General features: G+C 58.7%; 15 protein-coding genes and 2 pseudogenes (1 of these 17 running past the window's edge). 10 read left to right on the top strand and 7 right to left on the bottom strand.

Annotation, left to right across the window (positions count from 1 at the left end):
- The 4 genes from EGH24_RS00905 to EGH24_RS00890 all read right to left on the bottom strand — a co-directional run.
- Window positions 1-1,133, bottom strand: the 5' portion of a protein-coding gene (locus tag EGH24_RS00905; RefSeq protein ID WP_142978776.1) for a cbb3-type cytochrome c oxidase subunit I. 643 nt of this gene lie to the left of the window's left edge; the window shows 1,133 of its 1,776 coding nt (coding positions 1-1,133); it begins with the start codon at window positions 1,131-1,133; the stop codon falls past the left edge of the window.
- Window positions 1,134-1,247: 114 nt separating this feature from the next.
- The gene (locus tag EGH24_RS15575) at window positions 1,248-1,820 is read right to left on the bottom strand and encodes a DUF6684 family protein (protein WP_246057863.1); all 573 of its coding nucleotides are present in this window, start codon (window positions 1,818-1,820) and stop codon (window positions 1,248-1,250) included.
- Window positions 1,821-1,870: 50 nt separating this feature from the next.
- The gene (locus EGH24_RS00895) at window positions 1,871-2,248 is read right to left on the bottom strand and encodes a DUF7541 family protein (protein WP_142978292.1); all 378 of its coding nucleotides are present in this window, start codon (window positions 2,246-2,248) and stop codon (window positions 1,871-1,873) included.
- A 65-nt stretch (window positions 2,249-2,313) separates the two neighbouring features.
- Entirely contained in the window at window positions 2,314-2,517 is a 204-nt protein-coding gene (locus EGH24_RS00890; protein WP_142978291.1) for a VNG_1110C family protein, read from the bottom strand.
- Window positions 2,518-2,664: 147 nt separating this feature from the next.
- Here EGH24_RS00890 and EGH24_RS00885 point away from each other — a divergent pair, with 147 nt between their 5' ends.
- From EGH24_RS00885 to EGH24_RS00860, 6 genes are all read left to right on the top strand, one after another.
- Window positions 2,665-3,774, top strand: a complete 1,110-nt coding sequence (locus EGH24_RS00885) for an OBG GTPase family GTP-binding protein (protein WP_142978290.1) — start codon at window positions 2,665-2,667, stop codon at window positions 3,772-3,774.
- Window positions 3,775-3,840: 66 nt separating this feature from the next.
- Complete coding sequence (locus tag EGH24_RS00880) at window positions 3,841-4,152, top strand: hypothetical protein (RefSeq protein WP_142978289.1); 312 nt, start codon at window positions 3,841-3,843, stop codon at window positions 4,150-4,152.
- Window positions 4,149-4,661: a hypothetical protein gene (locus tag EGH24_RS00875; protein ID WP_142978288.1), complete on the top strand. Its 513-nt coding sequence runs from the start codon at window positions 4,149-4,151 to the stop codon at window positions 4,659-4,661. Before EGH24_RS00880 ends, EGH24_RS00875 begins: the two co-directional genes overlap by 4 nt.
- Window positions 4,658-5,125, top strand: a complete 468-nt coding sequence (locus EGH24_RS00870) for a TIGR04206 family protein (protein WP_142978287.1) — start codon at window positions 4,658-4,660, stop codon at window positions 5,123-5,125. The genes EGH24_RS00875 and EGH24_RS00870 overlap by 4 nt, the downstream gene beginning before the upstream one ends.
- 46 nt (window positions 5,126-5,171) lie before the next feature.
- Window positions 5,172-5,966, top strand: coding sequence for a VOC family protein (locus EGH24_RS00865; RefSeq protein WP_142978286.1), 795 nt, complete (start codon window positions 5,172-5,174; stop codon window positions 5,964-5,966).
- Between the two features lie 54 nt (window positions 5,967-6,020).
- On the top strand, window positions 6,021-7,121 hold the full coding sequence (locus tag EGH24_RS00860) for a tubulin/FtsZ family protein (protein ID WP_142978285.1): 1,101 nt from the start codon (window positions 6,021-6,023) through the stop codon (window positions 7,119-7,121).
- Window positions 7,122-7,136: 15 nt separating this feature from the next.
- Here EGH24_RS00860 and EGH24_RS00855 read toward each other — a convergent pair whose 3' ends face one another.
- A complete protein-coding gene (locus tag EGH24_RS00855) occupies window positions 7,137-8,447 on the bottom strand; it encodes a COG1361 S-layer family protein (RefSeq protein WP_185903203.1) in 1,311 nt (436 codons plus the stop codon).
- A 292-nt stretch (window positions 8,448-8,739) separates the two neighbouring features.
- Here EGH24_RS00855 and EGH24_RS00850 point away from each other — a divergent pair, with 292 nt between their 5' ends.
- Complete coding sequence (locus tag EGH24_RS00850; protein WP_185903218.1) at window positions 8,740-11,601, top strand: BGTF surface domain-containing protein; 2,862 nt, start codon at window positions 8,740-8,742, stop codon at window positions 11,599-11,601.
- A 195-nt stretch (window positions 11,602-11,796) separates the two neighbouring features.
- Window positions 11,797-14,145, top strand: coding sequence for a hypothetical protein (locus EGH24_RS00845; RefSeq protein WP_142978283.1), 2,349 nt, complete (start codon window positions 11,797-11,799; stop codon window positions 14,143-14,145).
- Between the two features lie 14 nt (window positions 14,146-14,159).
- Here EGH24_RS00845 and EGH24_RS00840 read toward each other — a convergent pair whose 3' ends face one another.
- Window positions 14,160-15,305 carry a glycosyltransferase gene (locus EGH24_RS00840; RefSeq protein ID WP_142978282.1) on the bottom strand — a complete coding sequence of 382 codons (1,146 nt, stop codon included), beginning with the start codon at window positions 15,303-15,305 and terminating at the stop codon, window positions 14,160-14,162.
- Between the two features lie 106 nt (window positions 15,306-15,411).
- On the opposite strand from EGH24_RS00840, the gene EGH24_RS00835 reads away from it, so the two are divergent.
- Both EGH24_RS00835 and EGH24_RS00830 read left to right on the top strand, forming a co-directional pair.
- Window positions 15,412-17,220: an ABC transporter ATP-binding protein gene (locus EGH24_RS00835; RefSeq protein ID WP_142978281.1), complete on the top strand. Its 1,809-nt coding sequence runs from the start codon at window positions 15,412-15,414 to the stop codon at window positions 17,218-17,220.
- Between the two features lie 207 nt (window positions 17,221-17,427).
- A pseudogene (locus EGH24_RS00830) lies at window positions 17,428-18,063 on the top strand (IS6 family transposase).
- A gap of 201 nt (window positions 18,064-18,264) precedes the next feature.
- Here EGH24_RS00830 and EGH24_RS00825 read toward each other — a convergent pair.
- Window positions 18,265-19,186: pseudogene (locus tag EGH24_RS00825) on the bottom strand (NAD-dependent epimerase/dehydratase family protein).
- Between the last annotated feature and the right edge of the window lie 11 nt (window positions 19,187-19,197).

Raw genomic sequence — 19,197 nt, 5'->3', positions numbered from 1 at the left:
CCGTTCCACANCGTCGTNATCCAGTTNAACGTCTTCACGGCTGATGGGATCGCAATCGCCATCGAGACCGCCATGAACGACGCCCGGAGTCGGGGGTCGATGCCCGTCGAGAACATGTGATGCGCCCAGACGCCGAACGAGAGGACGCCGATAGCGAGCGTGGAGTAGACGACGAACTTGAAGCCGAAGAGTCTCCGGCCCGCAAACCGCGGGAGGACGTAGCTGACGATCCCCATCATCGGCAACACGAGGATGTANACTTCGGGGTGGCCGAAGAACCANAACAGGTGTTGCCAGAGGATNGGCNNNCCGCCGTCGNCNNNGAAGAANGTGGTNNCGAAGTTNCGGTCGNNNANNAGCATNANNAGCGCGNNCCCNAGNAGCGGGAANGCGAANAGGATGAGCGCCGACTGCGTGAGGATCGTCCACGAGAAGATGTCGAGGTTCGCCCACGTCACGTCACCCGAACGCTCGGTGAAGATGGTCGCGATGAAGTTGATCGCACCCATCGTCGCGGAGACGCCGGAGAGGTGGAGNCCNAGCAGCATGAGGTCGACGCCGGTACCGCCGACCGCGTCGCCGCTGGGGCCAGCTTCACCGAGCGACAGCGGCGTGTACATCGTCCACGCCGTCTGGGCCGGCTCGAAGAGGCCGAGCGGCTGGGCGAAAAAGCCCGCCCAGATCAGTAGGGCCGCCGGCGGGAGCAGCCAGAAGGCGATGGCGTTGANNCGCGGGAACGCCATGTCGTCGGCGCCGATGANCAGCGGGANGANGTAGTTGGCGAACGCCGCGATGATCGGCGTGCCGAACAGGAACAGCATCGTGATTCCGTGGCTCGTCAGCAGTGAGTTGTACACCTGCGTGCCGAGGATCGACGACGGCGTGATCAGGTCTAGCCGCATGACCGTGACCATCAGGCCGCCGACCGCGAAGGCGATGATGCCGTAGAGCCCATAGAGGATACCGATATCCTTGTGGTCGACGGTCGTCAGCCAGCGGACGATCCCTGCCGGCTTTTCGCTGTGTCCGTAGCCGGAGTCCTCGATGAAGGAGCCACCGCCGACGGGCGTGTACGATCGCCAGTTCTCGATCCGCGTGAGCCACGCGGCGACGGCGACGAGGAACACTCCCATCAGGACGGTCAGTGTGATTTGCGCGTCGATTGCCATACCGTTGTTCGGTATCGCAACCTAAAGAAAGATTCGGGTCCGCCTCTCAAATCGGCGTTTGAAAACTCCGAACTGCCGTCAGTTTTCGTCCGGTTTCGTGTCGTCGGCAGCGGTCTCGTCGGCGGCCGTCTCGTCACCCTCGCCAGCGGCCTCGTCAGTCTCTTCGGCGTCGTCAGTGTCGGCGTCCGTTTCGGCTGACTCGTCATCCCCGTCGTCGTCGGCAGCGTCTTCAGCAGTGTCGTCATCGCCTGCTTCTTCGTCGCTTGCCGCTTCGTCGGCGTTTTCGTCGTCAGCGTCGCTTTCGTCGGCAGCGTCGGGCGTCGCCTCGGCAGTCGTTGTGTCCGCCTCGTCCTCGGCTGCCTCCTCCTGTTCGTGCAGCGGTGTCGCACCTTTGAGCCCGGCCTGCCCCTGTGCGTAGACGGTGGCGCGTTTCTCGTCGCCGGCGATCGCGACCGCCGACAGATACGTCAACACCAACAGCGCGAGGAACGGGACGATCAGGAGTGCCAGCATGATCCCCGACGCTCGGATGTCGAAGCCCCACGGGGACACCACCACGAACGTCGTCACGAAAAAGAGGATGATCCCCAGCGGAATGAAGTTCACCACCAGATCGAGGATGGTCTCTCGGTCGAAGAGCTGCGTTTCCATACCCGCACCTATCGCCGCCCACTCAAATAGGTTTCCGGTTCAGTTCGGCGTCAGGCCGGCTGTTGTCGCTTCGGGACGAACAGCCGCCCGGCGATCACGCCGGCGACGAGGACGACGCCGCTGGCGAGGATCGCGTACGCGCGCATGGTCATGTCACGTCCGACCTGTGGGTCGACGTAGAATACCGCGGCCCCGACGACGAACAACAGGAGTGCCATCCCGCCGAGTGCCGGCCATGGCGTTGTGACGTAGCCGGCCTCCTGTAACATCATTGCGACGCAGCCACAGAACAGCAACAGCCCGCCGACGGCGACGGGGAAGACGTTGAACACGAGCCCGATCTCCGAGATCGGGACGCCGAGGGCGATAAACAGCGGCCACGGGCTTGCCTTGCGGTACTGATCGCTGAGTCCCGGCGTCTCGTCCATATCTCCTGTTGGGAACGCAGGCTAAAACGCGCTTCGGAAATCGGGAGTCACCACGATCGACGCGACTACGGGAGGGCGATGCCGTGGCGGCTGAGGAAGTCGCTGGCGGCTTTGATCTCGATGGGGCTGCCGATGATCCGACACTGCTGGTCGTCGGGTTGGACGACCGTGACGGTGTGTTCGGCTTCGAGATCGTCGCGGATCCCGTCCAACGATTGGCAGGGGAGCTCGATCTGCGTGCTGTCACGCAGTCGTGTTGGATCCGGCATATCAATCGATAGTAACTTTGCACGGATCGGGTATAATCATGTCGAAGTCGCCTGTCACCCCGGTTTCGGGTGCCGACCGCTGGCCGGCTGCCCTGCCGACCACCCGAATGGACAGCCTTTTCGACGGCGACGGCCCAGTGGCCGATAATGGGACTGGAGGAGGAGATCGAATCGATCCGCGAGGAGATCGCCGAAACCCCGTACAACAAGTCGACGGAGGCCCATATCGGTCGGCTGAAGGCGAAACTCGCCGAGAAGAAAGAAAAACTCGAAAACCAGTCCTCCGCCGGCGGCGGCGGTGGGTACGCCGTCGAGAAACATGGCGACGCCACCGTCGCACTTGTCGGCTTCCCCAGCGTCGGTAAATCGACGCTCATCAACGCCCTCACGAATGCCGACAGCGAGACCGGTTCCTACGAGTTTACCACCTTGGATGTCAACCCCGGGATGCTCAAGTATCGGGGCGCGAACATCCAACTCCTTGACGTGCCGGGGCTGATCGAGGGTGCGGCCGACGGTCGCGGTGGCGGCCAAGAAGTGCTCTCTGTCGTCCGCACGGCCGATCTCGCCGTGTTCATGCTCTCAGTTTTCGAGATTGACCAGTACGCTCGGCTCAGCCAAGAGCTCTACAACAACAACATCCGCCTCGATACGGAGCCGCCGAGCATCCATATCCGCCAGCGACACAAAAACGGGATTCAGGTCAACAAAAGCGATAGCGTCACCCTCGACGAAAACACGATCAAGGAAGTCCTGCGGCAGAACGGCTACGTCAACGCCGAGATCACGGTCCGCGGCGACCCCTCGATTGACGAGTTGGTCGACGGGATGATGGACAACCGCGTCTACATTCCCTCAATGGTCGCGGTCAACAAGGCCGATCTGATAGAGGAGGACTACCTCCCAACCGTCCACGAGCACCTCCGCGACCACGACCTCGATCCCGAGGAGTGCGTTTTCATCAGCGCCGAAGAGGAGAAGGGCCTCGACGGGCTGACCGAACGCATCTGGGCGGAACTCGGTCTCGTCCGTATTTATATGGACAAACCCGGTCGCGGCGTCGATTACGACGAACCACTCATCCTGCGGGAGGGTGACACCATCGGCGACGCCCTCGACAAACTCGGCGGCGAGTTCGAGGACCGGTTCCGTTTCGCCCGCGTCAGCGGCCCGAGCGCGAAACACAACGACCAGCAGGTCGGCACCGACCACGAACTGGCCGACGAGGACGTGTTGCGAATTATTACGAGTCGGTGACGACCGTGGATCACTCTTCGCCTACCCACCGGTAGAAATAGGTGTTTGTGCACACAATGTGTGACTATGAGTTCGAGTACTCGCGTCCATTTCCGCGCGCCCGAGCGGCTGATCGAACAGGCCGACGCGCTTGCCGTCGCGGAAGACAAAAACCGGACAGACGTACTCGTTGAGGCACTCAGGGTCTATTTATCGAACGCGAGCAACGAGGAGGAAGTCCAGCAAGCGATTGCGAACGCCTACTACGAGGATCGCCTCGACTTCGAGCAGACGAAAGCCATCGTCGGTACGGAGACGGCCCAGAACTTCCGGGTGCTCAAACAGCAGCTGTCGGATGACACGCTTAGCGAGGAGCTTGCTGACGCCATCGACGAATGAAGCTGGTCGCCGACACGTCGGGGCTCGTGAGCATCGCAAGCACGGCCGAGGCGCGGCAGCAGCTGTTGCCGTTGCTGCTGGATAGCTACGAGGTGACCGTTCCACAGCAGGTCATCGATGAACTCGACGCTATCGCGGGGTACGACGATGTCCACGCGACCGCCGCGAGTGCGGTTCTCGACGACGAGTCGCGGCTCACAGTTGCAACGGTCGAACTCGATTCGACGTTTCCGCTTGACGACGGCGAAAACGCGGTCGTCCAGCTGGCCAACAGTCTCGACGCGCCGTTTTGCTACTGTGACGAATACAATCAACTATCGCTGATCCACGCCTCGCTCTCGGCGACGCGGCTCGTGACGACACCGCGGTTGCTCAAGGCGTTTGTCGTTCGCGGGATAGTTTCGAACGATACTGCCGTAGAGCTACTGGAGGGGATCGCAGACGCTCGGAGTTGGAGCGGCAACGCCTACGTCCAGCAGGCGACACAGCTGTTCGAAGAGCCCCAATGAATCGATCCTCGCGTTCCGCTTTGGTCGCACTCCTCGCGCTCGCGTTCGTCCCGTGGGTCGTCCAACTCAACGCGCCCGGTGATCTGACTGCCGTCATGTCATGGGGGCTGCTCAACACAAACCCGTGGCACGCCCTCCCGCTGCCGGGCTATTTCGGCGAAACACAGGGCCTCGAAACGCTGCCGTGGTCGCTACAGGTGTGGCCGCTCGGGTTCGGGTTCTATTGTGGCGCGCTTCTGAGTGCCGCCAGCGGTGTTGCGACCGGCCGTGAAGACGTGCGGGTGACCGTCGGCCTGCTCGCGTTGTCAGCGATCACGTCCGTCGTCGTCTGGTGGGGGCTGCTCGGTCGCGGAGCCGCCGGTCCGATTCCCGTCGGCGTGCTTGCGACAGCCATCGTGGGCTGGTGGTTTTACTACCCAGTGCTCGGTTCGCTTGGCGCGCCGCCTGCCCCGCCCCAGGAGTGAGCCGTCCCGGTATCCTTTTCGCCGTGGCGACCCCACCATGGCATGTATGACTGGGACACTCGATCACGTCATGATGCGGGTCGCGGATCTGGAAACGTCGCTTGACTGGTACCAGACCCACCTCGACTACGAGGAGAAGGAACGCTACGACGGCGACGGCTTCACCATCGCGTATCTCGGCCCCGAAGACATGCACGAAGACGGGGCGATGCTCGAACTCACCGAGAACAACGATGAGGTCGACTACGAGATGGGTGACGCCTGGGGCCACATCGCGGTTCGAGTGCCCGAAGGCGAACTCGAAGACTACTACGAGCAACTGATGGATGAGGGCGTCGATGACTATCGGGACCCCGAATCCTGCGGCGGCTCGTATGCGTTCGTCAAGGACCCCGACGGCCACGAAGTCGAGATCGTCCAGCGTGACTACGGCGCGCTATGGTCGCTGGATCACACGATGATCCGCGTGGAGGACGCCGACGAGGCACTCGGCTTCTGGGGCCGCAAATTCGAGTACATCGAGCCGCGCTCCCGCTGGGAGGCCAGCTCCTTTGCGAACTATTTCATGGCGCCCGAAGACGACGCCGACGAGGCGATGTGGCTGGAACTCACTTACAACTACGACGGTCGAGAGTACACGATGGGCGACGCNTGGGGNCANCTCGCCGNCCGCGTCGACGACCTCGANGACGNCTGGGAGCAGCTCATGCTCCGTGAGGCCGACGACTACCGCAGTCCCGAGGAGTGCGACAACCTCTATGCGTTCACCCGCGATCAGGACGGCCACGAGATCGAGCTGATCGACCGCGATCCGGATAGCGATTCGCTGTTCCCCTTCTAGCCCGCCGATTTCCCCGAGCGTATTCTTTTTGCGCTGTCGCCGTGAGTGGCTGGTATGCAGCTGACTGTCTGTGGGTTCGGCGGGGCCGGCGGTCGGATCGCTGACCGTCTCGTTGCGGCCGACAGCGACGATCGCTCCTTTGTCGTCGAGAGCGTCGCCTTCGACACCGACCAGCGGAACCTCTCCGCGCTTGACGGAATCCCCGACGAGCAGCGACACCTCTACGGCGTGATCGAGGCCGAAGGCGAAGGCGTCGACGGCGACCGCAGCGTCGGGGCGGCCGCGGCCGAAAGCGCGGCGACCGAACTGACGAACGCCGTCGATGACGCCGTTCCCTCACAGACGGAAGCGATCCTCTGCTGTGTCGGCCTCGCCGGTGGGAGCGGGGCGACGGCACTCTCGCGGATCGCCGACGAACTCAGTCGCGTCCACGGCCTGCCGGTCTACACGCTCGGCGTCCTTCCGGATCTCCCTGACGACGACACCGAAGCTCAAGGGATTGCAAAGAACGCGCTCCGCGCACTCAAAGACCTCAGTTCGACGACCGACTCGGTCCTGCTGTTCGACAACGCGCTGTGGACGAAATCCGGCGAATCGGCAACTGATCCGGCGGTGTGGGAACGACTCAACGACACGCTGACCGAGCGGATCGCCGCCCTGTTCGCGGCCGGCGAAGGCGATCTCAATCGCGGGGTCGCCGAGCAGGTCGTCGACGCCTCGGAGGTGAGTGCGACTTTCGAGGCTGGCGGGGTTGCGACTATCGGCTATGCGAGCCAGGAGATCGAGCGACCGACCGAATCTCGGTTCGGGCTCGGCATCCTCGAAACGGAGGGCGAACTCGACGAGACGACGGCGATCAAAGCCATCGAATCGACCTCTCGGCGAGCCGTCAGAGGCAAACTCACCGTCGAAATCGACCTCGATGCGGCACGTCGTGGGCTGTTGATCGTCGGCGGGCCGCCGGAGTGGCTCAACCGACAGGCCGTCGCCGATGCGCGGTCGTGGCTGGCCCAAGAGACCGGCAGCACTGAGATCCGCGGTGGCGACATGCCCACTCCGGATAGCAACGAGATCACGATGATCGCCTTGCTGACGGGTATCAACGAGTGTCCGCGCGTGGACGCGCTCAAGACGGTCGCTGATCGCGCCGGATAGCGCGGGATCGAGCGGTTACTCGCCGCCGGGGAGGTTGATGCCGTCGAACGTCCCGCGCCGCCAGAGGAACGCCACGGCCCCGGCGACGATGAGCAGGCCGATCACGAGCGGGAGCGGTGAGCCACCGCCGTCTTCGGGCTCGGTGACACTGATCGCCATCCGGTAGGGATCGGAGAGCTTGCTGTCACCGTCGCTATCGACGTACCGGAAGTCAATCGAGGTCGGATAGTTCTTGATCGTCGCGCTGCTGGACGCGCTCAGATCGACCGTTACTGTCGTCGTTTCGCCGGGATCGAGCGATTCGGTGAACGTCTCGTCGTTGGTGCTGTCGAGGGGGTCGTCGGCGAACAGCTTGCCTTCGATGTCGGTGACGGGCTCGTCGAGGTTGTTCGTCACGCGCAGGTCGAGCGGCTGGCTACCGCCGGCCGGGATGGAGTTGTTAACCGGCTCGACGAGGAAGGCGTCGCGTTGCTCGCCGACATCGACGAGGAATTCGGGATCGGTGTCGGACTGGCGGATGCCGTTCTCATCGCGGAACGAGACTGGGAGGTCGAAGCGTTTCGGGACGGCTTCGGCGTCGCTGGTGACTTCGACCGGGATCGAGAACGGCACCGATTCGCCGGCCGGGATGTCGCCGACAGCGACGTTGCTTTCGAGGGCGACGACGGTCTCACTTTCCGGTGCAAAGCTGACTTCGGCGTTGCGGGCATCATCGTTGCCGATGTTTTCGAGTTCGCCGGTGATCTCGCCCTCCTCGCCGACACGGAGCTCGGTTTCGAGTTCAGTGACTTCGAAGCGGGCGTCGTCGGTGACGCGAATCGGGACGGTTTCGGTTTCAGTATCGCTCTGTTCTTGATTAACCGTGATCGGCACTCCAGAATCGACGTTTTGGGCTTTCGACGTGTAAGAGTAGTCGAGTATAACGCGGAGATCGTAGGCACCCGGATCGACTCGGTCCGGAACTGTCACGTTGAACGACGCGGTTTTCGGACTTCCGGCTTCGGTGATCTCACCCAATGGTACTGAGTTCGTATTAACAGAGATCGGCGAGTTCGGTGCGCGAAGTTTGACGACGACGCCGCGGGCGGTCGTGACCGCGCTTCGGTCGGCCTCGTTGCCGTCGATGAACGTCCCGTCATTGTTGATCTCGACGTCGATCGTCGTTTCCGAACCGGGGGTCACCTCGTTATCGGAGACGTACGGCGAGAGGTTCGGCCGCCCCTGTGCGTCGAGGCCAGCGACGACGCCGACGCCGACGGTTGTCGTACAGAGGGCGACGACGACGCCGACGACGAGCCAGCGTCGCAGCGATCCAGTGGTCACCATCGCTCCCACCGCCGACTGTGGGTTGGCTGTATGTTCGCCGGAGAACGTGATCTCACGCCTGCGTGCATGCTTAGCACTCCGTGTACTCGTGAAAAGGAATTGCGGAACACGGTGTCGGTTTATTCACGTTTACCCGCCGGCTCTGGAACCGAAGTACACAAAGTATTTACCAACCCTCATGTACATTTCAATCGCCCCTACCCATAGTGCTTGCAATCGGCTGGCTGCCGCTGTCCGTCTCGGACAGTCGGCGCGGGCGATGTGCGCGCTGCAACGATACAACATACAAACTATGACAGAACGAAACTATAGTGAGAAACTGCGCGCTGTCTTCCTGGCAGCGATCATGGTTACCTCCGTTGTTGGAGGGACCGTGGCATTCACCGGGGCCGTGTCTGCAGGCGATGCAGGCCCGGCCGGCGGTGTACCAGGTGATGGTAACGTAAACTACGAAAGTAACCTTGTATTCCAAGGTCAGAACAACCTCGCCGCGTTCAACGCTGGCGATGTCAGCGACGGTGACACAGTCGTGCTTCGACGTGTCACCGCCGAAGACGGTACGACTATTGACTCTTCACAGTTCGTTGAAGAGTACACCGTCGAAGGTGTAGACGGTCCAGGCGATGAGGTCATCGACATCGACACAGATGATCTCGAAGCTGACGACTACTTCGTCGTGGATCAAGACGGTGACGTCACCACCCCAACTACGGCTGGTACCTTCGAAGTCACCGTTCAGGACCTCAGTGCTGAGTTCGACGACGATGAGGTTCTCCCCGGCACGTTCAGTGACAGCACTGTCACGCTCGACGTGAGTTCCGGTCGGAGCACGTTCGACCTGAACGTGAGTGCTGACGGTGACCTCAGCGACCAAGAGCTGTTCAACATCCACGCGGCCGCACAAATCAATTCACTGAGCGGTGTGTCAGTCAATGATAACGGTGAGGTCGTGATTAGTGGTAGTGGTGAAACATTCAGCTCACCATATGCGCTGTTCCGAGAGGAAGTCACCAGTGCCGATACTGGTGCCGCCAACACTGGATCCGGTGATGACACTCCGCTGAGCACACTCGGTGTGTCAGTGAACAACCCGGACAGTTCCAGCGGCTCGACCATCGAGAAATTCGGTCACAACGGTGATGTTGTGACTGGCTCCGGCGATACGGTTACTGTCGGCGGCATTACTCTCGGCTTCTACGCACAGGACCAAGACTCAGACACTGCTGACTTCGACGAGAAGGTTCTCGTCCGCAGCGGTGGTTTCGACGCTGATGTTTCCTTCGTCGGCCAAGACGAGGGTAGCTACGACTTCGACTTCGAAGCCGCTGACACCGAAGCGTCCGCAACCGCGAGCGTTTCGGTTCAGGAACGAGACGCTGACGCCTCCTTCGAGGACGGCACCCAAGCTGTCGGTGCCGGTGACATCGCTGAATTCAATGTCACGCTCTCGGACAACGACGAAACCTACGTCCAGATCGGCGGCGAGAACTCGAACTTCATTGAGGTGCTGTACCTCAAAGCCGACGATTCGGACGAACCGATGGAAGTGCGGTTCAACACGCGCCTGCTCGGAACCACCGGTAATGTTCAGCAGAGCGATGTGTACGACACGACCAACGTTGACACGATCGAGAGTGCGATCTACAGTGCCTCCGCTGGCACTCCGTCTGATATCACTGCCGCTGGCAGTGCGAGCCTCTACGAGGACGACGGTACTGGCCTGAGCGCGAGTACCACCTCGGCTGGTAGCACTGCGTTCGAGGCCTACCTCGACGCGGCCGGCATCATCGACGCGAGCTCCAACGGTGGCGAAACCGTCGCCGACCAGCTCGACCGACCGCTGCAGCCGACTGACTACCAGATCGCTGTCGCCGGCTACACCGGTGAGAGCTACGTCTTCGACGCCGACCCCGGCGGCGAAGCCAACAACCAGCTCGCAAGCCAGACGCTCGAGCTGACCCAGCCGGAGATCGGTGACATTACGATTCACACGGCTCCTGAAGAGTCCGCTGACGACACGAGCGATGTCAGCGCACTCGTTGACGCTGCGACCCCACGCGAGGAAGTCGCTCTTGACGACCGCCTCGTCGTGCAAGTCGAAGCAACCGGTATCTACGGTGCACTCGTTGCTGACGCTCCGGTCAGCTCCAGTGTGACTCCCGGTAATAATGGCGGTGCCGGTCCGCAGGACGTCAACTTCGACATTCTCGAAGATGGCGCATCGACAAGCCGACTCCAGAACCTCGTTGACAGTCGTGAGAACGTTGACTTCGAGGTCGCTGGTGAGACCGGAACTGGCAACCAAGCACCGCTTGAGGTCGATCTCGGTGCATCTGACTCCGACACCTTCCTCGTGCTTGACAACGACGGCGGCCAGTTCTTCCTTGTCACGGACACAAGCTCCGACAGTGCGTTCGCCAACGGCGACGCACCTGACGAGGAAACCGAATTCGAGGCGTTCATGGAGTACGACGCTGACGACGGCGACAACCGCTTCGAGTTCGCCAATGCCGGCGGCTCCGGTTCTGCTGGCACAGCATCGGCTCCGTTCAGCCCACGCGGTAGTGCCTACCAGAACTACCCGTACCTGCTGCAGGGTGAAACGGTCAGCAGTACGTCCGCACTCACCCTCGCACCGCGGACCATCGAGTACGACAACCTGAACGAAGACGAGCAGGTTCAGGTTGCCAACGCTGAAGGTGCGGAAGTCTCCGCGACGACGAACGTCGCGCCGGGGACGGACACCGAGCTCCGCCTCCGTTCGACCGACGCTTCGTCCTCGTTCCAGGTCGGTAACGACGTGAACATCTCCGAGGACGGTTCGATCTCGACGACCTACGACCTCTCCAATCAGGAAGTCGGCGACCTCTTCGATGCGAACTTCCGCGTCGAAGGGTCGAGCGTTGACACCACGGAAGGTGTCATCGTCGAGTCCGTCAGTATGGACGACGGCGAGGAGATGAACGAGACCGACGACAGTGAGGAAGACATGGACGACGGTGAAGAAGATATGGACGACGGTGAGGAGATGAACGAGACCGACGACGGTGAATCTGAAGACGGAACGTCCGAAGAGACGCCCGGCTTCGGTGCCATCGTTGCTCTCGTCGCCCTCATCGGTGCTGCCCTGCTGGCCACGCGGCGTCAGAACTAATCTGACGACTGCACCCAGCAGCCTTCACCCACACTAACCACCGGCTGCCGCGGCCGGCCATAATTCTCACTTGTTTTTACTTCGCCAGCTCCAGCGTTCGTCGATCGGCCCTAACTGCTATGAGATGCTCATCCGGTAGCAGGGGTTTTGCGCCGCTTCGAATGATTTAACCTCACGTATCAGCCACCGGTAGGCATGACTGATGTCGCGTCGGCGACAGCCGAACTGCTCGCCGACCGTCCGGAGTTGGAAGATGCTCTCCGGTCGATCCTCGCCATCGACGACGACGGGCCGTGGACGTTCGACGACGTACCGCTCGACTCGGGGGCTTTCGGCGAGATCGTCTCAACGGGGATCGTCGAGTCCGTCGGCGACGACACCTACCGCCTTCGTGATCCAACCGCCGTACGGGCTGTTCTCGACGGAGCGTCAACGGACTCAGGCACCGATGAACCGCAATCACAATCGTTCGATCTTGGTGCCGTTCGACACCGATTACGAACGCCTGATCCGGTTGTGACCGGGGTTCTCGCCGGACTGCTGTTGTTCGTCGTCGTGATGCGAACCGCATTCTCGTGGTCGGCGGTCTTTCGCAGTGAACACGTCGTCCTGCTCGGCAACGATCCCTACTTCTACCGCTTCTGGCTGGACGAACTGACGCGTAGGCCAGCGACGCTTGGTTCGCTTCCGGCCGGTATGCGGAGCCACGACGTGTTCATGATCGCATCGCTGTGGGTTGGCACACTGCTCCTCGGTGGGACACAGCAGGCTGTTTCGACTGTTCTCACGTGGTATCCCGTTCTCGCAGCGGTAACTGTCGGTGGGCTGCTCTACTGGATCGCTACCGTTTCCTTTGGTGATCGTCGGGTCGGCTTCGCCGCTGTCGCGATCTACGCCGTCACTCCGATCCTTGCCTATCGATCAGCTCTCGGATTCGGCGATCACCACGCCTTTGATTACCTCCTCGTGACGATAACAGTCGCCGGGCTCGTTGCTCTCGTAAGCGAATCGGCGGCGTGGCGAACTGCGACGTTACGTCGTGCTACCGGTGTTGCTGCGATGGTACTCGGCGTTGCTGGTCAGGTACACGCGTGGCGTGGTGGCCCGCTGTTGCTCGCTCCGCTGGCTGTCTATATCACGGCGAGTGTTCTCTTCGACCGGCGGGCTGCCCGCGACCCTCTCCGAGCCAACGCGTGGTTCCTCGGCGCGCTTGGGATCGCTTCGGTCGTCGCACTCCTTGCCCACGGTGGCCTCGGCTGGTCGCCACTTTTCAGGGCGGTGACGCCATTGCTTATTTTCGGCGGTAGTCTAGTGGCTGTCGGCATTGGTGTGCTCGCCCAGCGGCTTGAGCTGCGGGCACGAACTGTGTTCGGTGCCGAGGTAATCGGTGGGATTGTGGTTGCAGGGCTTGTGTGGGTCTCCGTTCCAGCCGTCCGCAACGCAATTGATGAAGGACTGGCCTACTTCGTTCGGACCGGCAGTACTGGGATCACCGAGACGGTATCGATTCTTAGTCCGGAGCTCGGCGTCGTGGTGACCCCATTTTATTATCTCGGAGCGACGTTCGTGTTCGGGCTCGTCGGGCTTGCCGGGGTGAGCTATCGGCTTGTCGATGTTGACCGCCCGGCATGGCTTGTACTGGGTGCCTACGGGTGGACGTTTTTCGCCGCCGCGCTCGTTCAGCTTCGTTTCGCTTCGCAGTTCGGGCTGTTGTGTGCTGTCTTCGGCGGTGTCGTCTTCGTCTACCTGCTCTCCGCTGTTGATCTGATTGAACCAATCAGTGGGGTGGAGCGAACCCGTGAAGCCACTGCTGAGAACGGATCTGTTTCGCTACCTCCGTTACGGACAGTCGCTCTCATCGCTGTCGTCTTCCTGTTCATCGGGGGTTTCGGTGCGTTTCAGACGGCAGTTGATACGGGTGACCTTGCTGTTGAGGATTCGACCTATGAGTCATCGCTTGCCATTGACGATTACGCAACCGCAACGAACACCACGTGGCCAGAGAACTACGTCCTCAGTCAATGGAGTTGGAACCGGGCATACAACTACTACGTGAACGGACAAACGGAGTCGTACACATACGCGCGGAACAACTACCGCGAGTTCCTTGGCGCAACTGAGCCTGGGTCGTGGTATGATCGCCTCCAAGAGAAGCCGGTCGGTTACATCGTTGTTGAACCAACCGTTAACGATCCCTTCCCAGCCTCGATGCAGGCACGGCTCTGGTCGAACTGGGGGAGTGCAACTGAAACCACTGCAGGCCTCGGCCACTACCGAGCTATCCACGCGACTGACGATCGGAAGGTGTATGAGCTTGTCCCCGGAGCAGAACTCACGTGGACTGGGGCTCCCACGGAGACTCGGACGGTCCAAACAACTCTCACGGTCGGCAATGAGACGGTAGTGTACGAACGTAGAGTGACAGCAGGTGATGATGGGCAGTATTCGGTTCGTGTTCCATATCCTGGTTCTTACGAAATCGGATCGGATCAGATGACTGTTTCCGAGGCAGCCGTCCGCAACGGTGAGTCGATTTCAGTATAGCGTAGTCTATACTCTCAGTTTTGTAGGAACGCGGGCTTGATCGCTGCTTCGTCTTTTACCTCCGCTACGACCTGCTGCATCCGCTTTGTAAACCGTTCTGAACTGAATTTCTTGGCCTGTTGATGGAGGTCAGCCGGTGTCGATTCAATACCTTCGGATTCGAATCGACGTACTGCGTCTTGAATATTCGCTGCTGTCAGCTCGGGTGTTTTTGCTCGGGCGAACAGAATACCGGTTTTCCCGTCTTGGATCTGATACTGCGTGAATCCATCACTGACACCGATCACTGGTGTTCCGGCCGCCCAACTCTCGATGGGAACGATCCCGAAATCCTCGTTGAGTGCATTATACATACTCGCCTTTGCGTTCGATAGCAGCGACTGTTTTTTCCGTTCTGATACGTAGCCCTCGAATCTGATGTTTTCGTGTTCTTTTGCCTGTTGTTCAAGTGTATCACGTTCTGGTCCGTCCCCGACAATACGTAGTTCCTTCGAGGGGAGGTTCGCAAATGCCTTAATGATCGGTTTGAATCGCTTGTGATCAACCAGTCGGGAAACCGCAACGTAGTACTCTTTTCCAGCTGATGGTTTGTAACCGGTTACGTCAACAGGCGGATAGACAACGGTGATAGCATCGGTCGGTACGCCCCAGTATTTCCTGATTCGCCTAGCAACTAGCTCCGAGTTAGCAACGTAGCGTTCGGCATACGGAACCGTATGTGTCCGCATTGCGCGGAGATATAGGGTAAATAGGGATACAGGTAACGACTTACCATTATCTTGAAATTTGCTGTACACACTTCGGGGCGGCGTATGCACGTACCGAACGATTACCTGATCATCCGGTGGCACGTACCACATCGGGGCAGATCCACTTTGAATGACGATATCGTACTCGGCGAGTTCAGTAGCCTGTGACCATCCGAGTTGGTAATAAAATTTTTGAACAAGTGTTCCAATCCTCCCGCGACGTTTTATTAATCGAGACAGTATTGAGCCATTGAATAGGGTATAAACGGGTACATCGTCCACCGTGACGTTTTCATCAGTATATGACGTATATATCGTTGCATCAAAGATATTTGCAAGCTTCAGTGCGACCCGCTCTGCCCCTCCTATTTGGGGAAAGTGGTCATGGGCGATTGCGATCTTTTCACTCATATCTCTCTTACTCCGGGTATTACTTTTCAGAATACCCGTCTGGAATATAGTCTGTGTCAGCTATTGAATCCAACACGGTTTAACGCTGACTACAGTGTTATGTGTTATGAGCGGATCGCCCTCATTTCAACGTAAATTTGCTGCCGTCTGGCGGGTCGCGATGTATCGCCCGCTGTTTACGATTAGTATTATATTTGTAAGCATTGTAACTGCCTTGCTTGAAGGGATCGGGCTCAGTTTCCTCCTCCCGATAATTAGATTGGCACAAGGTCAGATCGATCCGAACGCTGCGGATGGAATACTGTCCCTCTTCGTCACTGTGTATCAATCATTAGGTATTCCGTTCACGCTTGATTCAGTTGTCGTTGGCGTAGCCGCTGTTATGACTGTTCGATACGGCTCGAGTTTCACCGTTTCATGGCTCCGGACGATACTCCAAATGCAGTATGTCGTATTCTTGAAAGAGACCTTGTTTGATCGTGCACTCAATGCTCGAATAAGCTACTTCGATACGAAGGGATCTGACGAACTACTCAATGCTGTCGTCACGCAGGTTAATCAAGCTGGTAACACTATTGAACGGATCGTTGCGATAGTCGAAACGGCGTTTCTCAGTCTGATCTATCTCGCTATCGCCCTCGTTATCGCTCCGCTCCTTACCGTTCTCGCGGCGACTTCTTTGGGGATTATCACGTTCCTCGTTCGGTATGTTATTTCGTCTGGATATTCACTCGGCTCGAAGGTCGCTGCAGCTAACGAACGGATCCATCAGGCGGCTCAAGGTGGAATCCAAGGGATTCGAGATGTCAAGCTGTTTGGATTGACTGAGGAACTCTACGACCAGTTTGCAACCGCTGTTGAAGAAAGTGCCTCCGTTTCAGTTACCCTGAACCGTAACGAGGCTGCGATTAATAACCTCTATCAACTACTCACTGCTATCACCGTCTTCGTGCTGATCTACTTTGCACTCACGATTGCTTCGCTTTCGATCCCGCAGCTTGGTGTGTTTCTCTTTGCGATGTTCCGGTTGGCACCACGGATCAGCGCGCTCAATAATATCGTTTACCAGCTCGACGGGGAACTCCCTCACCTCGTTCGAACCCAGCAACTGATCGATAATTTAGAGGCGACACAGGAGTCCGGGGCTGGTGACTGTGATCCTCCGGCGACCACTCACGAACTTCGGTTTGAAGACGTCTCTTTCTCGTATGAAGGAACTGAGACGATCCTTGAGTCGATCTCATTTCAGGTTGAACGTGGAGAGTTCGTCGCCTTCGTCGGTCCTTCTGGTGCCGGAAAATCAACCATTGTTTCGTTGTTAGCACGCCTCTATGAACCAGATGATGGTCAGATCGTTGTTGATGATCTCCCACTGACTAACATTGATATTGCTGCGTGGCGCGAGGACGTTTCTCTCGTCTGCCAGCAACCGCACATTTTCAATGATACTCTTCGACGCAATGTAACCGTTGGTGATCGTGAGGCGACAGTCGAAGAAATCGAGCGTGTCTGTGACATCGCACAAGTTACCGAGTTCCTTGATGAACTTCCAAACGGTTACGATACCGTTCTCGGTGATAATGGCGTTCGACTTTCCGGTGGTCAACGCCAGCGGATTGCTATCGCCCGTGCGCTGTTGAAGGACGCTGAGTTCCTCGTGCTCGACGAAGCGACGAGCGATCTTGACTCAAACATCGAAAAACACGTACACAACGCGATAGAATCGATGGATCGCGATTATGCCGTCCTCGTCGTTGCCCACCGTCTTTCGACTATTACCGACGCGGACTGTATTCACACTCTGCAACACGGTCGAATCGTTGAATCCGGCTCGCATTCAGAACTCATCCAGTCAGATGGAGCGTACGCTGATCTGTATTCTACTCAGATGGAGCAACGCTCACGGGACGCATAGTCAGTGTTGGAGCCATATAACTGATCGATACGTGGTCGGTTCGTTATTTCCATTCATACCAAATATTTGTTAACATATACTCGAGTGTTATGATAGTCCTTTCAGGTACTATGGAATTGATCCATTCAGGCTGGGACGGTCTCACTCACCTCGGCGGTCGTGTTTAGTTAAGACTGCAAACTGAGGCGGAGTGAATTTCGGCTGGTCATGGCAGAAATCACTCGCCTCAGTGGTTGTAGCGACTGGCTTGAATTAGATTTTGTGGAACGAGAGCGGACACCGAGTGAGCTGATGAAGCTCGGTATTCGCCTGCATCTGGCTGGGCTATCACTTGCGAATACCGTCTCAGAACTTGAGAAGTTCGGTGTCCAACGCTCACGGAAAGCGGTTCATGATTGGGTGTAGAAAGCAGATCTACAGCCCGCTAGCGATGCAAGCCCGGATCACATCGCGTTGGACGAGACGGTGATCCGGATCAATGGGCAGCAGTACTGGCTGTACGCTGCGGTCGATCCACAAACAAACCAATTCCTCCATATTCGGCTGTTTACGACGACAACAACCGCATTGACACAGAACTTCTTGCGGGAGCTCCGTGCGAAACATGACGTTTCCGAGGCAGTGTTTCTCGTTGATCACGCACATCATCTTGCGGCGGCATTGAATCGGGCAGGGCTCCGATTTCAGACACTTCGCCATGGAAATCGAAATGCTGTCGAACGTGTCTTTCGAGAAATAAAACGACGAACATCTTCATTTAGCAATAGTTTCAGCCACGTCGATCCAGCAACCGCAGAAACATGGCTGCAATCGTTCGCCGTCTGGTGGAACTCGCTTAACTAAACACGATGACCTCGGCTGAGCCGAGATTTATCAACAACCGGAGCGTAATCTACATGATCGTACTGTCGAATTCCTCATATTCAATTTTGTCTCGCCCTTGTTACTCTCAGTAGGAGCTGTCCACCGCAAAATCACATAAATAAGTAACTGCTAAAACGAATGCAACATTGCGGGGTATTCAGCAGTAGCCTTTGGTTCGGATTAGATTTCTGCCGTGAGATAGGGTTCACAGACGCGTTCGATCCCTTCTTCGAAGCTGATCTGTGGTTCCCAGCCGGTCGCCTCGTGGAACTTCGAGATGTCCGCACAGGTGTCGTGAACGTAGCCGTCGAACGTGCATTCGATGTATTCGGGATCGATATTGGTGCCAAGCGTGTCGTTGATCATTGCGACCATCTCGTTGAAGTGTAGAGGTTCTCGGTGCCGACGTTGTAGACACCGGTCAGTTCGTGGTCGGCGGCGAGTTCGCAGGCACGAGCCACGTCGCTGACGTGTGTGAAATCCCGTGTCTGGCTGCTGTCGTCGAACAGTTCGGGGGCCTCGCCGCTGGCGATGGCGTCGGCGAACTGCGCGACCGTGTTGGCGTACTCGCCTTTGTGTTCCTCGTTGCCGCCGAAGCCCTGATACACCGAAAAGAAGCGCAGGCCGGCCATCTTCATGTCGTGGTGATGGGCGTAGTATTCGGCGTAGCGTTCGCTGGGGAGTTTCGAGGCCTCGTAGGCGGTCTGGGATGTGACCTCCATGCTCTCCGGTGAGGGTTCGGTCTGGCTGCCGTAGATCGAGGATGTCGAGGCGTAGACGACGGTGTCACAGCCGTGGGCTTTGACCTGTTCGACCGTGTTAATGAATCCCTCAACGTTGACGCGGCAACCGCGCTGTGGTTCTCCTCGTGCATGTCCCGCGAAGAGTAGCCGGCGAGGTGAAACAGCACGTCAACATCAGTCGGATACGTTTCGTCGAGAATCGATGCCTCGACGAACTCGACGGCCTCCGAGAGGTTTGCCGGGGTCCCGAGATACGTATCATCGACGACGATCACGTCGTTGTCGCCAGCCAGACGGTTGGCAAGGTTCGAGCCAATAAACCCCGCACCGCCGGTGACGAGGACGCGCTGGTCGTCCATACCCGTTTCTC

Origin of the sequence: Halonotius terrestris (assembly GCF_006861665.1) — an archaeon.
GTDB classification, from domain to species: Archaea; Halobacteriota; Halobacteria; order Halobacteriales; family Haloferacaceae; genus Halonotius; species Halonotius terrestris.
Note: the sequence above shows the minus strand (reverse complement) of the source record. Positions and strands in the feature narration are given on the sequence as shown.